The sequence below is a fragment of the Mesorhizobium sp. KR2-14 genome (assembly GCF_040049255.1).
Taxonomy (GTDB): Bacteria; Pseudomonadota; Alphaproteobacteria; order Rhizobiales; family Rhizobiaceae; genus Pseudaminobacter.
The window spans coordinates 590,360-611,346 of record NZ_JBDZDR010000001.1; the positions used below are offsets into that span (position 1 = coordinate 590,360).

General features: G+C 66.0%; 18 protein-coding genes. 11 read left to right on the forward strand and 7 right to left on the reverse strand.

Annotated elements, in window-relative coordinates; all coding sequences use genetic code 11:
- Positions 1 to 326: 326 nt before the first annotated feature.
- Together ABLE86_RS02780 and ABLE86_RS02785 are read left to right on the forward strand one after the other, a co-directional pair.
- Positions 327 to 1,619, forward strand: coding sequence for a DUF3419 family protein (locus ABLE86_RS02780; RefSeq protein WP_348777378.1), 1,293 nt, complete (start codon positions 327 to 329; stop codon positions 1,617 to 1,619).
- A gap of 12 nt (positions 1,620 to 1,631) precedes the next feature.
- Positions 1,632 to 2,279, forward strand: a complete 648-nt coding sequence (locus ABLE86_RS02785; RefSeq protein ID WP_348777379.1) for a class I SAM-dependent methyltransferase — start codon at positions 1,632 to 1,634, stop codon at positions 2,277 to 2,279.
- Here the strand turns inward: ABLE86_RS02785 and ABLE86_RS02790 are convergent.
- Positions 2,276 to 3,673, reverse strand: a complete 1,398-nt coding sequence (locus ABLE86_RS02790; protein ID WP_348777380.1) for a serine hydrolase — start codon at positions 3,671 to 3,673, stop codon at positions 2,276 to 2,278. The genes ABLE86_RS02785 and ABLE86_RS02790 overlap by 4 nt on opposite strands.
- A 210-nt stretch (positions 3,674 to 3,883) precedes the next feature.
- Here ABLE86_RS02790 and ABLE86_RS02795 point away from each other — a divergent pair, with 210 nt between their 5' ends.
- The 3 genes from ABLE86_RS02795 to ABLE86_RS02805 all read left to right on the forward strand — a co-directional run bounded on the left by ABLE86_RS02795 (position 3,884) and on the right by ABLE86_RS02805 (position 9,160).
- Positions 3,884 to 4,699, forward strand: a complete 816-nt coding sequence (locus ABLE86_RS02795) for a GH25 family lysozyme (protein ID WP_348777381.1) — start codon at positions 3,884 to 3,886, stop codon at positions 4,697 to 4,699.
- Between the two features lie 149 nt (positions 4,700 to 4,848).
- Positions 4,849 to 6,027, forward strand: a complete 1,179-nt coding sequence (locus ABLE86_RS02800; RefSeq protein ID WP_348777731.1) for a lytic murein transglycosylase — start codon at positions 4,849 to 4,851, stop codon at positions 6,025 to 6,027.
- A gap of 232 nt (positions 6,028 to 6,259) precedes the next feature.
- Complete coding sequence (locus ABLE86_RS02805; protein WP_348777382.1) at positions 6,260 to 9,160, forward strand: DNA translocase FtsK; 2,901 nt, start codon at positions 6,260 to 6,262, stop codon at positions 9,158 to 9,160.
- A 24-nt stretch (positions 9,161 to 9,184) separates the two neighbouring features.
- Here the strand turns inward: ABLE86_RS02805 and ABLE86_RS02810 are convergent, their stop codons facing one another.
- Positions 9,185 to 10,405: an alanine racemase gene (locus tag ABLE86_RS02810; protein WP_348777383.1), complete on the reverse strand. Its 1,221-nt coding sequence runs from the start codon at positions 10,403 to 10,405 to the stop codon at positions 9,185 to 9,187.
- Between the two features lie 223 nt (positions 10,406 to 10,628).
- Between ABLE86_RS02810 and ABLE86_RS02815 the strand changes: the two genes are divergently transcribed.
- From ABLE86_RS02815 to ABLE86_RS02825, 3 genes are all read left to right on the forward strand, one after another.
- Entirely contained in the window at positions 10,629 to 11,651 is a 1,023-nt protein-coding gene (locus ABLE86_RS02815) for a YeiH family protein (protein ID WP_348777732.1), read from the forward strand.
- 19 nt (positions 11,652 to 11,670) lie between these two features.
- Positions 11,671 to 12,597, forward strand: a complete 927-nt coding sequence (locus ABLE86_RS02820) for a LysR family transcriptional regulator (RefSeq protein WP_348777384.1) — start codon at positions 11,671 to 11,673, stop codon at positions 12,595 to 12,597.
- Positions 12,598 to 12,727: 130 nt separating this feature from the next.
- Positions 12,728 to 13,705, forward strand: a complete 978-nt coding sequence (locus ABLE86_RS02825; protein ID WP_348777385.1) for a DMT family transporter — start codon at positions 12,728 to 12,730, stop codon at positions 13,703 to 13,705.
- 321 nt (positions 13,706 to 14,026) lie between these two features.
- Here ABLE86_RS02825 and metF read toward each other — a convergent pair whose 3' ends face one another.
- The gene (gene metF / locus ABLE86_RS02830; protein ID WP_348777386.1) at positions 14,027 to 14,947 is read right to left on the reverse strand and encodes a methylenetetrahydrofolate reductase [NAD(P)H]; all 921 of its coding nucleotides are present in this window, start codon (positions 14,945 to 14,947) and stop codon (positions 14,027 to 14,029) included.
- On the reverse strand, positions 14,947 to 15,948 hold the full coding sequence (locus ABLE86_RS02835; RefSeq protein WP_348777387.1) for a metalloregulator ArsR/SmtB family transcription factor: 1,002 nt from the start codon (positions 15,946 to 15,948) through the stop codon (positions 14,947 to 14,949). The genes metF and ABLE86_RS02835 overlap by 1 nt, the downstream gene beginning before the upstream one ends.
- A 101-nt stretch (positions 15,949 to 16,049) precedes the next feature.
- Between ABLE86_RS02835 and tsaA the strand changes: the two genes are divergently transcribed.
- From tsaA to ABLE86_RS02850, 3 genes are all read left to right on the forward strand, one after another.
- Positions 16,050 to 16,553 (forward strand): tRNA (N6-threonylcarbamoyladenosine(37)-N6)-methyltransferase TrmO, encoded by a 504-nt coding sequence (gene tsaA, locus ABLE86_RS02840; protein WP_348777388.1) that lies wholly within the window; start codon positions 16,050 to 16,052, stop codon positions 16,551 to 16,553.
- Positions 16,550 to 16,864 carry a DUF2293 domain-containing protein gene (locus tag ABLE86_RS02845; RefSeq protein WP_348777389.1) on the forward strand — a complete coding sequence of 105 codons (315 nt, stop codon included), beginning with the start codon at positions 16,550 to 16,552 and terminating at the stop codon, positions 16,862 to 16,864. The genes tsaA and ABLE86_RS02845 overlap by 4 nt, the downstream gene beginning before the upstream one ends.
- A 101-nt stretch (positions 16,865 to 16,965) precedes the next feature.
- Entirely contained in the window at positions 16,966 to 17,913 is a 948-nt protein-coding gene (locus ABLE86_RS02850) for a D-amino acid aminotransferase (RefSeq protein WP_348777390.1), read from the forward strand.
- Positions 17,914 to 17,941: 28 nt separating this feature from the next.
- Here ABLE86_RS02850 and ABLE86_RS02855 read toward each other — a convergent pair whose 3' ends face one another.
- The 3 genes from ABLE86_RS02855 to tam all read right to left on the reverse strand — a co-directional run bounded on the left by ABLE86_RS02855 (position 17,942) and on the right by tam (position 20,948).
- Complete coding sequence (locus ABLE86_RS02855) at positions 17,942 to 18,556, reverse strand: molybdenum cofactor sulfurase (protein ID WP_348777391.1); 615 nt, start codon at positions 18,554 to 18,556, stop codon at positions 17,942 to 17,944.
- Between the two features lie 375 nt (positions 18,557 to 18,931).
- The gene (locus tag ABLE86_RS02860) at positions 18,932 to 20,053 is read right to left on the reverse strand and encodes a beta-ketoacyl-ACP synthase III (RefSeq protein WP_348777392.1); all 1,122 of its coding nucleotides are present in this window, start codon (positions 20,051 to 20,053) and stop codon (positions 18,932 to 18,934) included.
- A 127-nt stretch (positions 20,054 to 20,180) separates the two neighbouring features.
- Positions 20,181 to 20,948, reverse strand: coding sequence for a trans-aconitate 2-methyltransferase (gene tam / locus ABLE86_RS02865; protein WP_348777393.1), 768 nt, complete (start codon positions 20,946 to 20,948; stop codon positions 20,181 to 20,183).
- Between the last annotated feature and the right edge of the window lie 39 nt (positions 20,949 to 20,987).

The following is a 20,987-nucleotide window of genomic DNA, read 5'->3' on the forward strand; positions in this document are numbered from 1 at the left end:
CGTAGCGAAGTGCGGAGGTTCCGGGGACCCAGGCCTCGGACTCGCAACCGGCAGTCCGAGGCAGGTTCGGCGTCAGCAAACTATCCCGGCTTTGATCGCGGCTTTTCCAAGCGCCATCCCGGCGGAGGGAGCGCAGCGATTTGCGCGGATCGACCTTTACCGCAGCGGCAGTTTTGACCGACCGGCATGGGTCCCCGGAACCTTCGCACTTCGCTGTCGCTCGTGCTCCGGCCCGAGGATGACGAGGTGGGGCGGCCGCGCCGCCATCCAATCAAGAGCGCCGAGCCCGTTCCAAGCGCTCCGCACCCAACTGTCACCGGCATGTCATGCCCCTGCGTTACCCGCTTGCAGCAAAGCAAACGGGGAATCGCCTTGCCATGACCGACCTGTCCTCGGAAATCGGTTTCGCCCGCAACAAGCGCCTTGGTAAGGCGGTGCATCGCAACCGCCCGCTGTCGAAGGAAGGGATTTCGGAGCGCCTGTTCACCCTGCTGTTTTCCGGTCTCGTCTATCCGCAGATCTGGGAAGACCCGGACGTCGACATGGAGGCCATGGCCCTGGGCGAAGGCCATCGCGTCGTCACCATCGCCTCGGGCGGCTGCAACGTGCTGGCCTATCTCACCCGCTCGCCGGCGCATATCGATGCCGTCGACCTCAACACCGCCCACATCGCGCTGAACCGCATGAAGCTGGCCGCGGTGGCCCACCTGCCCTCGCAGGCCGACCTGTTCCGATTTTTCGGCAGCCCCGGCAACCGGCATAATTCCGCCGCCTACGACCAGTTCGTGGCGCCGCATCTCGACAGGACCAGCCGCGCCTATTGGGAAAAGCGCAACTGGCGCGGAAAGCGCCGCATCGCCGCCTTCGATGACAATTTCTATCGCAAGGGTCTGCTCGGCCTGTTCATTGCTGCCGGCCACCGCACCGCCCGCCTCTATGGCGTAAATGTTTCCGACATAATGTCGGCCAAGACGATCGCCGAGCAGCGCCGCTTCTTCGAGGAGCGGCTGGAGCCGATCTTCCGCCGTCGGCTGGTGCGCTGGGCGACCTCGCGCAAATCGTCGCTGTTCGGCCTCGGCATTCCGCCGGCGCAATATGACAAGCTGATCACCTCCGGCGACGGCACCATGGCGAACGTGCTTTCAGCACGGCTGGAAAAGCTGACCTGCCACTTTGCGCTCAAGGACAATTATTTCGCCTGGCAGGCGCTGGCCCGCCGTTATCCCGCCCCCGGCGAGGCGGCGCTGCCCGCCTATCTGGAAGCGGAGAACTACGGCGCGATCCGTCAAAACCTCGACCGCGTGAGCGTGCACCACGCCAATTTCACCGAGCTTCTGGCAGGCAAGGCCGCCGGCTCCGTCGACCGCTTCGTGCTGCTCGACGCGCAGGACTGGATGAGCGACGAGCAGCTGAACGCGCTCTGGAGCGAGATCAGCCGCACTGCCGCGAGCGGCGCGCGCGTGATCTTCCGCACTGCCGCCGAGCCGAGCTTGCTGCCCGGTCGCCTCTCGCCCGCCCTGCTCGACCAGTGGCGCTACGAAGCGGAGCAGTCGCGCGAGTTCACGGCCCGCGACCGCTCGGCGATCTATGGCGGCTTCCACCTCTATGTGAAGAACTGAGAGGTTTTGGCGATGAGCGCGACGGACCATTCCGGCCTGATGGACCGCATTTACCGGCACCAGCGCCACATCTACGACGTGACGCGCAAATATTACCTGCTGGGCCGCGACCGCATGATCGACGGGCTGGGCGTTCCGCCCGGCGGCACCGTGCTGGAGCTCGGCTGCGGCACCGGCCGCAACATCGTGCTGGCGGCCCGGCGCTATCCGGAAGCGCGCTTCTACGGCCTCGATATTTCGGCGGAGATGCTGGAGACGGCGAAGGCCGCGATCGACCGCGAGGGCATTGCCGCCCGCGTGACGCTGGCGCGTGGCGACGCCACGGATTTCGATGCCGAAACGCTGTTCGGGGTCGAAAAATTCGACCGGGTTTTCGTCTCCTACTCGCTGTCGATGATCCCCGGCTGGGAAAAGACCCTCAGCGCGGCGATGGCGGTGCTTAGGCCCGGGGGCTCGCTGCATGTCGTGGATTTCGGCGAGCAGGAGCGCCTGCCGCGCTGGTTTCGCGCGATGCTGCGGGCGTGGCTGGCAAAATTCCATGTCGAGCCACGGGCGACCCTGCGCAAGGAACTGGAAGCGGAGGCGGGAAAACGCGCCTCGAGCGTGTTTTTCGAGGCGCTCTATCGCGGCTATGCGGTGAAGGCGGTGGTGGGGGCTTAGAGCCCCTGCTCCAGCGCCCTGGCCAGCGCGGCCACCATGGCCTGCGGCCGGTAGCCGAGCCGGGAAGGCGTCAGGCCGAGGCGCAGTACCACGAGCTTCTGCGACGGAATGATGGCCATGGACTGGCCGTCATGGCCGAGCAGCCAAAACGTGTCGGCAGGCAGGTCGAGCCCCGTTTCGGGCTCGTCGCCGGCGTCGTCCCCGCCATCCGGGCCCTGCAGCCAGACCTGGCCGCGGCCGTATCGTCCGCCGGAGGCGGGAGCAGGCTCGCGCATCCATGACACGAAGCCGGCGGGCAGCAGTGGCACGCCGTTCCAGACGCCATCGTCGACCAGGAACTGGCCGAAGCGCGCCCAGTCGCGCGCGGTGGCGTAGAGATAGGACGAGCCGACGAAGGTGCCGCGCGCATCGGTTTCAAGGATGGCGCTGGGCATGCCCAGCGGATCGAACAGCGCCTTGCGCGGCCATGCCAGCGCCTGCGCCTTGTCGCCCAGGGCCTGCTGCCAAAGGCGCGACAGCACCACGGAAGTGCCGCTGGAATAGCTCCAGACCTTGCCCACCTCCCCGGTTAGCGGCTTGGCCTCGGCGAAGCCGGCCATGTCGGGCTCCAGATAGAGCATGCGCGTCACGTCGGTGACATCGCCGTAATCCTCGTTGAACTCGAGACCGGAGGACATCGCCATCAGGTCGGCCAGGCTGATCTTTTCGCGCGCGTCGCCCTTCCACCCCTCGAACAGGCCTGTTGCATCCATGGACATCTTGCCGGCCTTCACCAGCGTGCCGATGAGCGCGGCATTGACTGTCTTGGTCATCGACCAGCCGAGCAGCGGGGTGTTTTGCGAAAAGCCGGTGCCGTAGCGCTCGCCGACGATGCGGCCGTCCTTGACCACCACCACGGCGCGCATGCCGGGACCGGTCGCGCCTTCGTCGTCGAGTACGGTGGCGACGATCGGGTTCTGCGACGGTTCCACACGCTCGCCCACCGGCCACAATTCGTCGGGCTTGGTGCCCTGCGAGGGCGGCACGAGCGAAAACGCCTTGGCCGTCTGCACATTGCCATCGGGCACGGTGGCGCAGCCGCCATTGTCGCGCGCGACAGCGAGCCCCTCGCCGAACCAGCCGAACAAGGCGGCCGAGACGGTGCCGGTCTCGTTGTCGACATCCACCGAAATCAGCCGGAGGATCGGGTGGCCGGGCGCCTGCACGTCGACCCGCAGCACCTCTTCAGGGTCGCGCCCGGCGACGAAGACGTTGGAGCAGACGATCTTGGCCGTGTAGCCCGCGGCCACGCGGATCAGCGCCGGCGGCGCCACGGCAAGCCAGACGGCAAGCGCCACCACCGCCAGGACGACAAGCCCGAGCAGCCATTTCAGAAATCTTGCGAGCCCGCCCATTCTCCTGCCCTCCCACGCAGTTGCCGACCCTAGCCGGCCGCCATTCGTCACGCAAATCGCGCGGCCTGTCGAGCGCCATCAACCAATAATCAACCATGTTGCGCGAAAACGGCACAAGGCCGGCCACGCGCATGCGCGCGCACCCGGCAAGCCAAATCATCAATTGCCAGGCCGCGGGCACATTTGCCCGCCGGGCCCGAAGGAGAAGCGATGCGCCGTCTTGCGGCCCTCATCCTGCTTGGCGCGCTCGGCGCATGCACCTCGGTCGACGATCTTGCGCCAGTCGGCAACCAGCGCCTCACCTCGCAGACCATCACGCAAGGCGAGGTGATGGTGCGCTATCCGCGCTTCGACGACATCAAGCCGCACGACTGGAGCGGGCGCACGCCGTGGGAGCACCCGGTGCACGGCACCGACGTGTCGAAATACCAGACCTCGGTCGACTGGCGGCAGGCCAAGGCCAGTGGCATCTCCTTTGCCTTCATCAAGGCGACGGAGGGCGGCGACCGCGTGGACGACTATTTCGAGGAGCACTGGAACGCCACCAAGGCGGCCGGCGTGCCACGCGCGGCCTATCATTTCTACTATTTCTGCCGCCCCGCGACGGAGCAGGCGGCCTGGTTCATCCGCAACGTCCCGCGCGAGCGCTCTTCCCTGCCGCCGGTTCTGGACATGGAATGGAACCCGCAATCGCCCACCTGCAAGCTGAGGCCCGACCCGGCCACGGTGCGCAGCGAGATGAGGGCCTTCCTCGAGATCGTGGAGAAGCACTACGGCAAGAAGCCGATCATCTACACCTCGATCGACTTCTTCGATGACAACCAGCTGGCCGGCTTCCGCGGCTATCCCTACTGGCTGCGTTCGGTGGCCGGGCACCCCAGCGAGCGCTATGGCAGCCACCCCTTCACCTTCTGGCAGTACACCGGCACAGGGGTGGTTCCCGGCATTCGTGGCAAGGCCGACGTCAACGTCTTCAACGGCTCCGAGGCCGCCTGGAAGAAGTGGCTGAGGGAAAACGCCCGCTAGGCTGCGAAAATGCGGCCTCGAGCCTACGGATCCGCGAAATCCCGCTTCCCTCCGCGCGCAACCGGAGGTATGGCCCGGCTGCCCGCATTTTGCCATGTCCATCGGGCACACAATGACGCGAAATCATGGGCATGAATGGAGTGGTCATGATGATGGTGCGGATGAAGGCGCTGGCTGTGGCGCTGGTCGCATTTGCGGCGGGGCCGGCCATGGCGCAGGAATGCGGCGGCGACTTCAATGCCTGGAAAAGCGCCATGCGCGCCGAAGCGGTTGCGGCCGGCATCGGCGGCAAGGGGCTGGCGGCGCTCGAACAGGCCGAGCTCAACCCGAAGGTGCTGCAGCGCGACCGCGCCCAGGGCGTCTTCACCCAGACCTTCCTGGAATTTTCCGCCCGCATGATCTCGGACTACCGGCTCAAGCACGGCGCGGCCAACCTGCAGAAATATGCCGATGTCTTTGCCCGCGCGGAGCAGGAGTTCGGTGTGCCGGGTCCGGTGATCGCCGCCTTCTGGGCGCTGGAGACCGACTTCGGCGCCGTGCAGGGCGATTTTCCGACGCTGAACGCGCTGGTGACGCTGGCGCATGATTGCCGCCGGCCGGAACTCTTCCGCAAGCAGATCGTGCCGCTGCTGACGCTGATCGAGCGCGGCGTGGTGCCGGCCGACGTCAAGGGCGCATGGGCAGGCGAGATCGGCCAGACCCAGAGCCTGCCCATCGACTATCTGGAGAACGGCGTCGACGGCGATGGCGACGGCATCGTCGACCTGCGCAACAGCGCGCCCGATGTGATCATGACCACAGCCAAGAAAATCCAGGCGCGCGGCTGGAAGCGCGGCGAGCCCTGGCTGCAGGAAGTGCGCGTGCCCGACAACATGCCTTGGGAAGAAACCGGCCGCACCAACAAGCTGCCGATCTCGCAGCTGACTGCCTGGGGCGTGACCGACCGCGATGGCAACCCGCTCGAGGACAACGGGCTGAAAGCCGGCGTGATCCTGCCCATGGGCCACAAGGGCCCGGCCTTCATCGGCTACGACAATTTCGACATCTACATCGAGTGGAACCAGTCGATCACCTACACGCTGACGGCCGCGCACCTGGCCGCCCGGCTGGCCGGGGAGCCTCCCTTCGACAAGCGTACCCCGCAGGAAGGCCTAACGGGCGAGGCGATGAAGGCGCTGCAGCAGAAGCTGCACGACAAGGGCTACGACGTCGGCGGCATCGACGGCATTCTGGGCACCAACACCCGCGAAGCGATCCGCCAGGAACAGATTCGGCTGGGCCTGCCCGTTGACGGCTGGCCGACGCAAGAGCTGCTGGCAAATCTCTAGGCCAGAAGGCAGAAATCGCTTTTCCCAGAGGCCACGCGTTGTGCAACGCGTGGCCTCTTTCGTTTCCGGCTGCTCCCGTCAAAGACCGTGCCATTTTCCGCACACCGGAGGGCCTAAGCGAAGTGCATGACCGCCTTCGCTCGACCAGGCATCCGACTAGAAGAAACTGTTAACCACTCGGTTCCTATTGCTCTTCAGACGTCTCCCCGCCCGAGTCTTGAGTACAGGATCCATGAGCTTTCCCCGCACAAACTTTTCGAACCTGAATTCGCACGAACAAGGCGAGGCAGATCGCTTCGAAAGCGCGCGCAACAACACGGCCACTGCCAGGCAGCCACACCCGGCTGCGGCACCCGGCCGGGATTCGTGGGGCGCGGCGTGGCAGGCCACGCAGACCCATTCAAAACCTGGAACGGACGAATTCTTCACCCGCTCGCCGCTGCAGGACCATTTCTTCCTGGCGCCCAATGTGCGCTTCACTCGCACGCCCGAGCGCGAAATGCCGAAGCGCCGCGCAGAGCAGCAGGGTAGCGAGGAGAATGCCGGACAGCGCGAATCGACAGCGAATATGGCCGCAGCCCAGCGGCCGGCAGCACAGGCCGCCTCGCCTGCGCCGAGCGTCGCCCGGACCGCGGCGCCGACGAATGGACTGGCTCCCCGCGCGGCAACCGTTCAGCCCGCGGCTGCGGACGCGGCGGCAAGGCGTGAAACGCGCACGATGCCAGCCGCCAAGACCCCTTCGCTGGAGCGCGTCGTGGAAAAGGCGCAGGTGCTGTCTTCCGCAGCCAATGTAGCAGTGCCTGTTGCGCCGCAGGTAGCCGAGGAAGCGCCCGTCTCGCAGCCTGTCGAGGTGGAAATCCAGGCGGACAGCAACGGCGCGTTCTGGTCCTGCTTGTCGGACCACGCCTTCTTCGAGTTCCTGCCGCCGGAAGGCATGGTGGAACTTACGCCCTTGCCGACCATCGAACCGAGCCGTTTTGCTGTCGCCGCGGCTCCAGCGACCCCACTGCCGCAGCAAACGCGCCCGGCTCAGGTGGCGGAAATCACCTCGCTGTTCCGCATCATCGAATGCACCCCCGCCGCGCAGGCCTCCCCTGCCCTGCCGGAGGCGGCGGTCGCCGCAGCCATTCCGGCCGAGGGCGAGAAGAACGTCGAGGTTTCCACGAACGCCACGGTGCAGGAGACGCAGGTCGCCGCTGCGATTCGGACAGAGGAAATCGTTGCAGCGGCACCCGTTGTGGAGGCGGTCGCCACCGCCCCAGCAGCTGAAACTGCCAGCACGCCCGCGGAAGCAATCGCCGTTGCCGCCTCGCCAGCGGATGCCGCGGCTGCCCCCGCCGCGGATGCTGCTGCTCCGGTGGCCGAGGCTGTCGTTGCCGCTCCCGCAGCGGAAGTTGCGACGCCAGCCGTGACCGCTGGTGCAGCCCCAGCCCCGAAGTACGTCGTGGCGCCGGTGGCGGCAAACGCGAATGTCGTCGCATTCGAGCCCGCCAAAAAGGCGAGCGTGACCATGCCGGTTCCAGTCGCCCGCGCGACTTCGCCCCGGACCATCACCGTGGGCGCGGAGCAGTCAGGCACGGAAGACTGCTACGAATTCCCTTCCGAGGAACTGCTGCAGGAGCCGCCTGTTGGCCAGGGCTTCTACATGTCGCAGGAGCGGCTGGAGCAGAATGCCGACCTTCTGGAAAGCGTGCTGGAAGATTTCGGCGTCAAGGGCGAGATCATCCATGTCCGCCCCGGCCCCGTCGTCACGCTCTATGAATTCGAGCCGGCGCCGGGCGTAAAGTCTTCCCGCGTTATCGGCCTGGCCGACGACATCGCCCGCTCGATGTCCGCCATCTCCGCACGCGTTGCAGTGGTGCCCGGCCGCAACGTCATCGGCATCGAACTGCCGAACGAGACGCGCGAGACGGTCTATTTCCGCGAGCTGATCGAATCCCACGACTTCCGTGAGACCGGCTGCAAGCTGGCGCTGTGCCTGGGCAAGACCATCGGCGGCGAGCCGGTGATCGCCGAGCTGGCGAAGATGCCCCACCTGCTGGTGGCCGGCACCACGGGCTCGGGCAAGTCGGTGGCGATCAACACCATGATCCTGTCGCTGCTCTACCGCATGACGCCTCAGGAATGCCGGCTGATCATGGTCGACCCCAAGATGCTGGAGCTGTCGGTCTATGACGGCATCCCGCACCTGCTGACGCCCGTGGTGACCGACCCCAAGAAGGCTGTGACGGCGCTGAAATGGGCCGTGCGCGAAATGGAAGACCGCTATCGCAAGATGGCACGGCTGGGCGTGCGCAACATCGACGGCTACAACCAGCGCGCAGCCGTTGCCCGCGACAAGGGCGAGACGGTGGTGATGCAGGTGCAGACCGGCTTCGAAAAGGGCACCGGCGCGCCGCTGTTCGAGGAGCAGGAAATCGACCTGGCGCCGATGCCCTACATCGTCGTCATCGTCGATGAGATGGCCGACCTGATGATGGTCGCCGGCAAGGAGATCGAAGGCGCCATCCAGCGCCTGGCGCAGATGGCGCGCGCGGCCGGCATCCACCTGATCATGGCCACGCAGCGCCCGTCGGTCGACGTCATCACCGGCACGATCAAGGCCAACTTCCCCACCCGCATCTCCTTCCAGGTGACATCGAAGATCGACAGCCGCACCATCCTGGGCGAACAGGGCGCCGAACAGCTGCTCGGCCAGGGCGACATGCTCCACATGGCCGGCGGCGGCCGCATCGCCCGTGTGCACGGCCCCTTCGTTTCCGACGACGAGGTCGAGCAGGTGGTGGCGCATCTGAAGACGCAGGGCCGCCCCGAATATCTCGAGACCGTGACGGCGGACGAGGAAGAGGAAGAGGCCGAGGCCGACCAGGCCGTCTTCGACAAGGGATCGGTGGCGGCCGAGGACGGCGATTCCACCTATGACGAAGCGGTGAAGGTGGTGCTGCGCGACAAGAAGTGCTCCACCTCCTACATCCAGCGCCGCCTGGGCATCGGCTACAACCGCGCCGCCTCGCTGGTCGAGCGCATGGAGAAGGAAGGCATCGTCGGCGCGCCCAACCATGTCGGCAAGCGCGAGATCCTGCTGGGCCGGCGCGACCACGCCGCCGCACCCGACAAGGACGACATGGACTGATCCCAACGGCGGAGGCGCGGTGCGCTAATCCGCCATGGTTTCGAGGCTGGCGAGGCCCTGCGGCGCCTCGCCCTCTTCGAAGGGTGTGGTCACTTCCACGAAAGTGTCGGGATAAAAACCGTTGAAGCGCGTGCGCAGCGACAGCGAATAGGCGCCGATATGGCCAATCTCGATCCAGTCTCCGGTGTCGATGGTTTCCGGCAGCCAGAACGGCCGCGACAGTATGTCGACGGAATCGCAGGTCGCGCCGCAGACCTTGAATGGCACGATGTTCTGCTCCAGCCCGTTGCGCGAGCGGATGGCCGGATCCGGTATGAAACGCGCCGGCAGGGTGATCTTGCCGGTCCAACTGTCCGACAGCGAAGCCCAAATGCCGTCGTTGATGTAGAGCCGACGGCCCTTGCGCAACAGCACCCGCACGATGAGCGAGAAGGCGCGCGCCACGATCACCCGGCCCGGCTCGGCCACCAGCTGCACCTCGTCAAAACCATATTCGCGCAGATCGCCCCGCAGGCGTGACATGATCTGCCCGAGCGAGGGCATTTCGCGCTTCTTGCGGCGAGGGTCTTCGCCGTATTCGGCCGGAAAGCCGCCGCCGACGTCGAGCGCGGCGATCTCGAAGCCCAGCCGGTTGCGCACCCAGTCGGCGGAGGCCAGCGCCCGCTCGTACACGTCCGGGTCCTCGATCTGGCTTCCGACATGGAAGCAGAGCCCGACCCGGTAGCCGTGGCGGTGCAGGCGGTGGCCGAGCTCGACCGCATAGGCCGGGCCGGCGCCGAATTTCTTCGACAGCTCATAGGCCGCCTGCCCCTTGGTCTGGATGCGCACGAAGACGGTGAGCGTGCCCGGATCGATGTCGAGCGCCTGCACGATGCGGCCAAGCTTGGTGACCTCGTCCTCGTGATCGACAGCGATTGAGCGGATGCCGTACTTTTCCAGCGCCAGCCTGATGTCGGACTGCGCCTTGACCGGATGCATGTAGAACATCTCGGCGTCGGCTGAGACCGCGCGCACGGCAGCGAACTCGCCGGGCGATGCGACGTCGAAGGCGGTGACGCCCGCCTCCACAAGTGTCTTCAGCACCAGCTGCTCGCCATTTGTCTTGACCGCATAGGCGGTCTTGCCGGGAAACATGCCCATGAAGCCGCGCGCGTCGGCCTTCAGCACCTCCGGCCGGAAGCAATAGACCGGATCGTCGGGACGAAGGGCCAGAGCGGCGGCCTTCGCATTCTCGAATTGCTGCATGCGTCCTCCCGGATCGCCCCCGGGTGAAAACTTAGAGCATGCGTCCAGTGAAGGGAAACCACTTCCTTGCCACCATCATTCGTTTTTAACGAACGGTTTCTACGATACAATGCGTTGGATCGATTGATTGGATTGAGCGAGACCATGGCCAGAACAAACCGGATTTTCAGCCATGACCGCGCTTTCCACCCACGACACGCCCATTGCCGCGCCCGCCGCCTTGATGCCGACCCAAGCTGCACCAGGCATGGGGCAGCGAGCGTTGGGCGTAGTGCCGGGGCTGGCACTGACGGTGGCAATCGCAGCGGCCGCCTTCGGACTGCGGCAGGTGCCGGGCGTGGCCCTATTCAGCCCCATGATCCTCGCCATTCTCATCGGCATCGCGTTTCACAATCTCGTCGGCACGCCGGCACGCGCCAAGGCTGGCGTGGTGTTCTCGCTGCGTCGCGTGCTGCGGCTGGCCATCATCCTGCTTGGCCTGCAGCTCACGGCGGCGCAGGTCGCGGAAGTGGGCGCTGCCGGCATCACCATCATCGTGGCGACGCTGGTCGCCACCTTCGCCTTCACCGTGCGGCTCGGCCGGGCGATGGGTGTGGAGCCGAAGCTTGCCGAACTCATCGCCGCCGGCACGTCGATCTGCGGCGCCTCGGCGGTGATCGCGACCAACACGGTGACGCGCGCGCCGGACGAGGACGTGGCCTATGCGGTGGCCTGCGTGACCGTATTCGGCTCGATCGCCATGTTCGCCTACCCGCTGCTGCCGGCGCTGTTGGGGCTGGACGCCCACGCATATGGCCTGTGGGCCGGCGCCTCGATCCACGAGATCGCGCAGGTGGTGGCGGCAAGTTTCCAGGGCGGCCAGTCTGCCGGCGAGTTCGGCACGGTGGCAAAGCTCAGCCGCGTGATGCTGCTTGCGCCCGTCGTGCTGTCGCTCGGCTTCATGGCCACGCGCCGCGCGGCCAAGCTTGGCCAGGACCATGCAGCCGCCAAGGCGCCGGTGCCGTGGTTCGTGCTGGGCTTCATCGCGCTGGTCGGCATCAACAGCGTGGTATCCATCCCGGCCGAGGCCAGGAGCGTCATCGTGATGGCCACGACCTTCATGCTCAGCGTGGCGCTGGCCGCCATGGGGCTGGAGACCGACATCCGCAAGCTACGGGCAAAAGGTCTGCGCCCGCTGCTGCTGGGTCTGGCTGCCTTCATCTTCATCGCCGGCTTCAGCCTGACGCTGATCAAGCTGGTGGGGTGATCCACCCGGAGCTGCGCCCATGACACTGGAGCAGCTCCGCATCTTTGTTGCCGTGGCCGAGCGCGAGCATGTGACCCGCGCCGCGTGCGACCTGAACCTGACCCAGTCGGCCACCAGCGCGGCCATCGCGGCACTCGAGGCGCGGCACGCGACAAGACTGTTCGACCGGGTCGGCCGCCGCATCGAGCTCACCGAGGCAGGGCGGCTGTTTCTGGTCGAGGCCCGCGCGGTGCTGGCACGCGCTGCCTCCGCCGAAGCCGTGCTGGCCGATCTCGCCGGGCTGAAGCGCGGCTCGCTGCATCTGGCCGCCAGCCAGACTGTGGCAAACTACTGGCTGCCGCCCTTCATGCATCGCTTCCAGACGCAATATCCCGGCATCTCCCTGAAACTGACCATCGGCAATACCGAGCAGGTGGCGGCAAGCGTGCGCGATGGTTTTGCGGATCTCGGCTTCGTGGAAGGCGAGATCGACGACCCTGCCCTTTCGGTCATGCCGGCTGCCGAGGACGAGATGGTGCTGGTGGTCGGTGCGGGCCATGCCTGGGCAAAGCGCGCGGAAATCGCCCCCGCCGACCTGACGGCTACCCGCTGGGTGCTGCGCGAGCCGGGCTCGGGCACGCGCGCCGCGTTCGAGGAGGCGCTGGAGGGGCTCGGCATCGCACCGGGCGAACTCGACGTGGCGCTGGAGCTTTCCTCCAACGAGGCGGTGCGCACCGCCGTCATCGCTGGCGCGGGCGCGACGGCCATGTCGCGCTTCGTCACCGAGGCGGCGGTGGCCGCAGGGCGGCTGGTGCAGATGCCGCTTTGCTTCCCGAAGCGGCGCTTTTTGGCCATACGCCACAAGGAGCGGCACCTGACCCGCGCCCAGGCCGAGTTTCTGGACCTGATCGGGAAGGAAGCGCCGGCGGGCAAGAAACGGGTGGCGGGCAAGACCCCAGCCACCTAGACCTCGCCCAGCCCGGCGCGCTGAAGCGAGACCGGGATTCTGGTCCGGCAGAAAGTGGCGCCTGCTCCATCCCAATTGCATCGGGATGAGCGAGTTTCATTGCACCGGCGCAGCTCCGAGGGGATTTTTAATGGGCACAGGTTCCATCGCCGGCAGGGCGCGGACGACGATGAACGCAAGCGACTGGGGGCAGCTGCTGCTGCTCGGCGCGATCTGGGGCGGCTCGTTCTTCTTCGCCCGCATCGCGGTCGCCGAAATCCAGCCGCTGGTGCTGGTGCTGTTCCGCGTGACGATCGCCGCTGTTGCGCTGCTCGTCTATCTGGGCCTGCGCGGGCCTTCGATCCGGCTCGCGCTGCCCTACATCGCCCCGTTCTTCGCGCTGGCGCTGCTCAACAACATCATCCCCTTCTCGCTGATCTTCCTCGGCCAGACAGAGCTCGGCGCCGGGCTCGCTGCGGTTCTCAACGCCACTACGCCGTTCTGGACGCTGATCGTCGCCAACCTGTTCACCGACGACGAGAAGCTGACGCGCAACAAGCTGGCCGGCATTCTGCTTGGCATTGCCGGCACAGCGGTGATGATCGGCCCCGGCCTGCTGGCTGGGCTGGGCGGCCCGGTGTGGGCGAAATTCGCGCTGATCGGCGCCGCCCTTTCCTATGCCGTGGCGCTGATCGTGGCGCGGCGCTTCCGCGTGCTACCTCCGCCGGTGGTCGCCACAGGCCAACTTGCCGCCTCGGCCGTCATCATGGTCCCGGTGGTGGCGCTGGTACACGGCACTTCCGGCCTGTTCGCTGCCAGCCCCCCGGTGTGGGCCGCGGTGCTGGCGCTGGCGCTGCTGTCCACCGCATTCGCCTACATCCTGTTCTTCAATCTCGTGGCCTCCGCCGGCGCCACCAACGCCTCGCTGGTCACGCTGGTCGTGCCGGTAAGTGCTGCCCTGCTCGGCATGATGTTCCTCGGGGAGCGGCTGGAAGCAGTCGAACTGGCCGGCATGGCGCTGATCGGCATCGGCCTGCTGACGATCGATGGCAGGGTTCTGGAGCGGATTCGACGCAAAAAAGACGACACTCCGCCACAATTTATTCACAAGTCCAAAGGCGGCTTTTGATCAATTTTTTCAAAGGCTAAGGCCGACAGGTGGGGTCGCATTCGGGCCATATGTGTCGCATTGCAGCATGATTTGTGCTTGCCTGTGGCTCAAAGTCCCCTAGACTCCGGCCCCATTAGCTCAAACAGGAGGCTAGTTATGGGACTTGCACGGCCGATCAACGCATTGATGATTTGCGCTGCATTCGCTGTTATAGGCGCCCTGATCATGGGAGTTCTTCCCTAGGCCCAGAGCTGTTGGGGGCCGGCACCGCCGGCAACATTCGAAAGGCCGGGCCAAGCGCGCCCGGCCTTTCCTTTTGAGGCTTCGCGACGACAGCCCTCAGGCCGCGGCCGAACTTGGAACAACCGCCGGCGCCTGGGCGCGAATGCCGATCATATGGCATATGGCCAGAGAAAGTTCTGCCCGGTTCATGGTGTAGAAGTGGAAGTCGTCCACGCCGCGTTCCACTAGGTCCAGCACCTGCTCGGCCGCCACCGCCGCGGCCACCAGCGCATGGGTCTGCGGGTCGCTCTGCAGCCCGTCGAAGCGTTCGACCAGCCACGCCGGCACATGCGCGCCAGCGCGCGCCGAGAAATTGGCCACCTGCGCGAAGTTGTGCACCGGCAGCACGCCCGGCACGATGGGAATGTAGATGCCGGCCCGGCGCACACGCTCGACGTAGCGTTCATAGAGATCGTTGTCGAAGAAGAACTGGGTGATGGCGCGCGTGGCGCCATTGTCGACCTTGCGCTTCAGCATGTCGATGTCGGTGGCAAAATCGGGGCTCTCGGGGTGCTTTTCGGGATAGGCCGAGACCGAGATGTCGAAATCGCCGACGCTCTTCAGCGCGCCCACCAGTTCGGCACCATTGGCATAGCCGCCCGGATGCGGCCGGTAGCACGCCCCCACGCCTTCCACCGGGTCGCCGCGCAATGCCACGAAGCGGGTCACACCCATCTCGACGAATTCGCCGATGACCTTGTCGATCTCGCCGCGCACGGCATCGACGCAGGTCAGGTGCGCGGCGGGCGTCAGCGTCGTCTCGGTCAGGATGCGCCTGACGGTGCGCGCCGTGCGCTCGCGCGTCGAGCCGCCGGCGCCATAGGTCACCGAGACGAATTCCGGCTGCAGCGGCTCAAGCCGCGTCACCGTATCCCACAGCCGCGCCTCCATCTCCTCGGTCTTCGGGGGGAAGAATTCGAAGGAAACGCTGATCTTGCCCCCTATACCCGGTCGACGCGAAAATCCGAAATTGTTCATCAGGCAGTTTCCCTTGCGGTACTTGGGGTAGGATCGGCAATCAGCAGGCGGCGATCTCGGCCGAGCCAGAGTTTGACGGTGAGCTTGGCTTCCGCGCCGCCGCGCGGTTCGAAATCCTGGGTCTCCTCCAGGTCGAGCCCGGCCTCGGTGAACCAGTCGGCGATCTGGCGGTCGGAGAAGCCGAGCCGCATATGCGCATGCTCCTCGCGTAGGAATTCCAGCGCGTGCGCAGCGAAATCGACGATCACCAGCCGGCCGGCGGGCCTCAGCAGCCGCGCGGCCTCGCGGATCGCCAGTGCCGGATCATCTAGATAGTGCAGCACCTGGTGAATGGTAATGAGGTCGAAGGAATCGCGCTCGACCGGCGGCGCATAGATATCGCCCAGCCGCACCTGCGCATTGGAAATGCCGGCCTTGTCGAGATTGGCGCGTGCCACCGTCAGCATCTCGCGCGACATGTCGATGCCGATGCCGCGCCGGTAGAGCGGCGCGAAGATCTCCAGCAGGCGCCCGGTGCCGGTGCCAAGGTCGAGCATGGTCTGGAACGGGCGCTTGCCGACCAGCTTCAGCAGCGCGGTCTCCACCGCCTTGTCGGGCACGTGCAGCGAGCGGATCTCGTCCCAGCTCGCGGCGTTCTCGTTGAAATATTCGCGCGCCCTCTCCTGCCGCCGCCGCTTCACGGCGGCCAGCCGCTCCAGGTCGCGCTCGATCTGCGGGTCGCCGTCATGCACGCGCGAGACCAGCCCTTGCACGAATTCGCGGCCGCCATCGGAATCCGTGACCCGAAAGAACGCCCAGGAACCTTCCTGATAGCGCTCGATCAGCCCCGCCTCCAGCAGCAGCTTCAGGTGGCGCGAAACGCGCGGCTGCGACTGGTTGAGGATTTCGGTAAGGTCGGACACGGTGAGATCGCCGTGCGACAACAGCGCCAGAATGCGCAGGCGGCTGGATTCGGCCGCCGCCTTCAATGTATCAACGAGAATATCGAGGGTTACACGCATGCTGGCCCCTTGCAGAAAGACATAAACATATCTTTATGTGATGTCGATCCGTTTTGCAACGGCAAAGGCGGCTCAACAGCAGGATGGTCGGAAAAATGGGCATGTTCGAAACACGCGAGGGCGAGCAGGCGCTGCCCGAGGACCCCGCCGCAATGTCGGGAGACGACCACATCGTGTTCATCGGCCGCATCCGCTCGCCCTGGACCACGCGCGAGGACTGCCCGAAGAACATGGGCGCGGCGCGCGAAAAGGGCGGCGGCGCGACAATCGAGATCGACGCGCCCTACCGGCCGGGGCTGGCAGGGCTCGACCGCGCCAGCCATGTCGTGATCCTGACCTGGCTGCAGCACGCGCCGCGCAATCTGATTATCCAGAAGCCGCGCCATGCCTCCGAAGCCAGAGGCGTTTTCGCGTTGCGCTCGCCGGCCCGGCCGAACCCCGTGGGCCTGCATGTCGTGCGCATGGTCGGGCTGGACATCGAGGCCGGCGTGCTCACGCTGGAGGCGATCGACGTGCTCGACGGAACCCCTGTCATAGACCTGAAGCCATATATCCCGAACGTCGACGCCTATCCCGACGCGGTGTTCGAGCGGTCCTGCCAATGAAACCCTCCACCCGCCGCCAGCGCGCCATCGCCAAGGCGCTGACGGCGCTGCTGCCGATGGCGCCCTATGCCGACACCGAGCGCATCCGCGCCGACGCCGGCGCGCCGCACCTGAAGACCCTGCCGCCGTCAATCGCCGTGTGGCTGGCGACGGTGGCGCATGTGCGCCACCAGCACACCGACTATGAGAAGCTGCTGGAGGAAGGCTATGACCGCGACTCCGCACGCTTCTTCGTCATCGACCAGGTCAATGGCGTGCTGACCGGCTGGCGCGCGACGCGCCTGCTCGACCCGGACGAGGAGGAAGAATAGGTTTTTCCGGGCCTCGGCTGGCCCCATAGTCCGTGGCCGATGGAATATGGCCTGATCCCTCCTCGCCCGACAGCATCGGGCCAAAACAGAGGAGGACGGAAATGGACCGACAGGTTTCTGCGCTGCCGGAAGTTGGCAGCCGCCATGTGGACCCGCACAGCTATCCAAGCGGCGTCGCCTATCTCGACGGCCAGTATGTGCCGATGTCGGAGGCCAAGGTCTCGGTGCTGGATTACGGCTTCCTGCACTCCGATGCCACCTACGACACGGTGCATGTGTGGAACGGCCGCTTCTTCCGCCTCGACCTGCATATCGAGCGCTTCTTCGGCGGGCTGGAGCGGCTGCGCATGAGCATCCCCTACGACCGGGACGCCGTGGCCGAGATCCTGCACAACTGCGTCGCGCTTTCCGGCCACCGCTCGGCCTATGTCGAGATGCTGTGCACGCGCGGCGCCTCGCCCACCTTCAGCCGCGACCCACGCGATGCGGTGAACCGCTTCATGGCGTTTGCCATTCCCCTCGGCTCGGTCGCCAATGCCGAGCAGATGGAGCGCGGCCTGCATGTGGCCATCAGCCACCGAGTGCGCATTCCGCCGGCGTCGGTCGACCCGGCGATCAAGAACTATCACTGGCTCGATCTCGTGCGCGGCCTTTATGACGCCTATGACAACAACGCCGAGACGGCGCTGCTGCTCGATTTCGATGGCAATGTCGCCGAGGGCCCCGGCTTCAACGTGTTCACCGTGAAGGACGGCCGGCTTGCGACGCCCGCGGCCGGCGTGCTGCCGGGCATCACGCGGCGCACCGTATTCGACCTCTGCGCGGAATTGGGGATCGAAGCTGCCGCCACGGCCGTCAGCGTCGGGGCCCTGCGCGGGGCCGACGAGGTATTCATCACGTCAACCGCCGGCGGCATCATGCCGGTGACAAGGATCGATGGCGTGGCGATAGCCGACGGCAAGGTCGGCCCGATGACCAAGCGCCTGAAGGGTCTCTACTGGCAAAGGCACGAAGACCCGGCGTGGTCGAGCCCCGTGCGCTATCCTTGAGGCGCGAGCGCGCGGTGCGGCGCCGGGCTCACGCCCGATAGAGCCACTGTTCGGGCACGCGCACCGAGACCTCCTCGCCGGTTTCGATGCGGCCGGGCTTTTCCACCCAGGCGACAAGCCCGCGCAGGCGTTTTGCCACCTTGGGGAACAGCAGCGCCCCGGCATCGAGGTCGGCCATGTCGGCGCGCTCGGCGATGCGGCGGCCGGCGATGCGGCACGGGCCGTTCTGCGAGTCTACCTTCAGCGTCACGCCGCCCTTGAAGAACAGCAGCGTGCCGGACGGCAACATGGAAAGGTGGGGCAGGCCGTCGAGGACGAGATTGGCGCCGATCCATTCCGGCTTGATCTCGGCAAGGCCCATCCCGTGCGCCGCCAGGGCCAGTTCGTCCGGCGCGAGGATGGAGAGCTGGCGCTCGTTGCGCATCTCGGTGCCGCGCGGATACCAAGGCTCGCGCCCGCCAGAGCGGCGCGTGTGTCCGGCATGATAGTCATTGAGGATGCCCCGGAAATCCAGCTCCAGCGCCTCGGTCGCGCGCGTTTCGAAGTCATCGTTCTCGGCGATGTAGACGCCGGCCACCCTGGCGGCGAGCTTGCGGGCGGGCAGGATTTCGATGTCTTGGGCAGGTGTCAGCAGGTCGAGCATGGGATGTCCTCGGGATTCGGCGCGAACATGCCGCCCCGACCGCCCCGCGTCCAGCCAAAAAGCCTGATCGGTGGATGAGCGAAGATGATTGGTGGCGAACGGCTAGAGTGATTGCGCCCGTTAAAATGCGCCCTCGCCGGCAAGAGCAGGACGATCGGCACATAGAATTCGACCCCCACTCCGGTTTGCTTCGCAAACCACCTCTCCCCCGCTCGACGGGGGAGAGGAAACGCCGTCCGCGAGCCTGGCGCCCTTCCTCTCCCCTTTTGAGGGGGAGAGGTGCCGAGCGAAGCGAGGCGGAGTGGGGGTAAGTCGTGCCCTATGCGATCACCTGCTAGCGGAGCGAGGTGCCGAGCGCAGGGCCCCTCGAGGCCCCTACATCATCCTGAGCAGCGCGCCGCCGATGGAATAGCCGGCGCCGAAGGCGCAGAGCAGACCGTAGTCGCCGGGCTTCATGTCGGCATGGTTTTCCTCAAGCGCAATAACCGCGCCGGCGCCTGCCGTGTTGCCCAGCCGCTCCAGCACCATTGGCGCGCGATCGTGGCCGACCTCGTGGCCGAAGGAGAGCTTGAGGATCATGGCGTTCATGCGCGCATTGGCCTGATGCAGCCAGAAGCGGCGGATGTCGTCGGGCGTCTGGCCGTGCTCGGCCAGGAAGTCGACGATGAAGCGGTGGCCGGCCACGGTGACATCCTTGAACACCCGGTTGCCCACCTGCTTGATCATGTTGCCCTCAAGCTCGATCATGTAGGGATCGTCCTGGGCCGTGCGGGTGAGATAGCCGAGATTTGTGCGGATGTTGCTGGAAAGATGCGTCCAAAGCCGCGTGTCCAGCACCTCGAAGCAGCCGGGGCGCACCTCGTCTTCGCCGATCGCTTCCACGACCATGGAGGCGGAGGCATCGCCGAAGATGAAATGCGTCTGGCGGTCGCGAAAGTTCAGATGCCCGGTAATGATCTCCGGCGTCGAGACCAGCACCCGCTTCTGCACGCCGGAGCGCACCAGGCCGGCGGCCACGTGCAGCCCTGCGGCGGCGGAGGAGCAGCCAAGCCCCATGTCGAAGCCCGCGCCTTGCGTGCCCATGGCCTGCTGCATCTCGATGGCAATCGCCGGATAGGGCCGCTGGTGGTGCGAGGCCGAGCAGATGACAAGATCGACCTCGCCAGGCTCCACGCCGGCATGGGCCAGCGCCTTGCGCGCCGAGGCGATGCCGAACTCGGCTTCGAGCGAAAGCTCCTCGTCGGCACGGGCGGGAATGCGTGGCGCCATGCGGGCCGGATCCAGAATGCCCTCGCGTTCGATCACATGCCGCTTCTTCACGCCCGAGGCCTGGACGATGAAATCGGCATCCGATTTCGAAAGCAGCTCCAGTCCCCGCGCGGCACGGTCAGAATTTTCGAAATCGACCCAGCTGTTGAAGCTTGCGACCAGCTCTTCATTGGTAATGGAAGCCTCGGGGATTTCGACGCCGATGCCGCTGATGATTACGCGATGCATGCTTTTGATTGTCCCGTGCGCATTCCCTCAACGATCTTTGTGCGCACGTCTTCAAGATCGTCAGCCAATATTGTTGCAGTGCGGCAGTTTACGCCAGATTAACTTGCCGCGCCAAGCAGGTTGATGCCTAGTTTCGCTGGGCCACGATGAACAGGCGCGGGAAGGGCAGCAGCACCTTGCCGTTTGCCGCTGGCGGATAGGCCACGGCGATGCGCGCGGTGTAGGCTTCCAGAAACGCCTGCCTCTCGTTCTCCTCGAGCGGATCGACAAAAGGCTTCAGCCCGGTTCCCTTCACCCATTCCACGATCGCGGAAGCATCGGCCAGCGGGTGATTGTAGATCGTGTGCCAGATGTCGAGCCGAGCCGAAAGCGGCGCCAGGAGGTCGTAATAGGAGGAGACCGCCGGCAGCGGCGCCCGCGCCGCGCCGGCGATCCTTTCGGCAAACGGCATGGCGGCGGCCGTCTCGCGCATGGCCACATGCGAGGGTTCGCCGATATTGTCGGGCATCTGCACGGCAAGAAAGCCGCCCGGCGCAAGCAGGCTCAGCAGGCGCGCCAGAACCGCCTGATGATCGGGCAGCCACTGGAACACGGCGTTGGCGAAGATGACGTCGACCGGCTCGTCCGGCGTCCAGCTTTCGGCATCGGCGATGCGGAAATCGAGCGAAGGCAGCCGCTTCTTCGCCTCCTCGATCATCGCCGGCGAGGTGTCGAAGCCGGAGATTTTTGCGCCGGGCCAGCGTGCGGCAAGAAGCTCAGTGGAGTTGCCCGGCCCGCAGCCGATGTCGACCACATGACGCGGCGCGTCGAGCGGAATCTGCGCCAGCAGGTCCCGCGCCGGGCGCGTGCGCTCGTCCTCGAACTTCAGATATTGCGAGGCGGACCAGTCTTTCATCGCGCAAACCTCCAAACGAAACGCCCCGCCTTTGTGGGC

What these genes read in the sequence shown, in the direction of transcription:
- ABLE86_RS02780 (WP_348777378.1), top strand. Translation starts at nt 327, where the DNA reads ATGCCCCTGCGTTACCCGCTTGCAGCAAAGCAAACGGGGAATCGCCTT.
- ABLE86_RS02785 (WP_348777379.1), top strand. Translation starts at nt 1,632, where the DNA reads ATGAGCGCGACGGACCATTCCGGCCTGATGGACCGCATTTACCGGCAC.
- ABLE86_RS02790 (WP_348777380.1), bottom strand. Translation starts at nt 3,673, where the DNA reads ATGGGCGGGCTCGCAAGATTTCTGAAATGGCTGCTCGGGCTTGTCGTC.
- ABLE86_RS02795 (WP_348777381.1), top strand. Translation starts at nt 3,884, where the DNA reads ATGCGCCGTCTTGCGGCCCTCATCCTGCTTGGCGCGCTCGGCGCATGC.
- ABLE86_RS02800 (WP_348777731.1), top strand. Translation starts at nt 4,849, where the DNA reads ATGATGGTGCGGATGAAGGCGCTGGCTGTGGCGCTGGTCGCATTTGCG.
- ABLE86_RS02805 (WP_348777382.1), top strand. Translation starts at nt 6,260, where the DNA reads ATGAGCTTTCCCCGCACAAACTTTTCGAACCTGAATTCGCACGAACAA.
- ABLE86_RS02810 (WP_348777383.1), bottom strand. Translation starts at nt 10,405, where the DNA reads ATGCAGCAATTCGAGAATGCGAAGGCCGCCGCTCTGGCCCTTCGTCCC.
- ABLE86_RS02815 (WP_348777732.1), top strand. Translation starts at nt 10,629, where the DNA reads ATGCCGACCCAAGCTGCACCAGGCATGGGGCAGCGAGCGTTGGGCGTA.
- ABLE86_RS02820 (WP_348777384.1), top strand. Translation starts at nt 11,671, where the DNA reads ATGACACTGGAGCAGCTCCGCATCTTTGTTGCCGTGGCCGAGCGCGAG.
- ABLE86_RS02825 (WP_348777385.1), top strand. Translation starts at nt 12,728, where the DNA reads ATGGGCACAGGTTCCATCGCCGGCAGGGCGCGGACGACGATGAACGCA.
- metF (WP_348777386.1), bottom strand. Translation starts at nt 14,947, where the DNA reads ATGAACAATTTCGGATTTTCGCGTCGACCGGGTATAGGGGGCAAGATC.
- ABLE86_RS02835 (WP_348777387.1), bottom strand. Translation starts at nt 15,948, where the DNA reads ATGCGTGTAACCCTCGATATTCTCGTTGATACATTGAAGGCGGCGGCC.
- tsaA (WP_348777388.1), top strand. Translation starts at nt 16,050, where the DNA reads ATGTTCGAAACACGCGAGGGCGAGCAGGCGCTGCCCGAGGACCCCGCC.
- ABLE86_RS02845 (WP_348777389.1), top strand. Translation starts at nt 16,550, where the DNA reads ATGAAACCCTCCACCCGCCGCCAGCGCGCCATCGCCAAGGCGCTGACG.
- ABLE86_RS02850 (WP_348777390.1), top strand. Translation starts at nt 16,966, where the DNA reads ATGGACCGACAGGTTTCTGCGCTGCCGGAAGTTGGCAGCCGCCATGTG.
- ABLE86_RS02855 (WP_348777391.1), bottom strand. Translation starts at nt 18,556, where the DNA reads ATGCTCGACCTGCTGACACCTGCCCAAGACATCGAAATCCTGCCCGCC.
- ABLE86_RS02860 (WP_348777392.1), bottom strand. Translation starts at nt 20,053, where the DNA reads ATGCATCGCGTAATCATCAGCGGCATCGGCGTCGAAATCCCCGAGGCT.
- tam (WP_348777393.1), bottom strand. Translation starts at nt 20,948, where the DNA reads ATGAAAGACTGGTCCGCCTCGCAATATCTGAAGTTCGAGGACGAGCGC.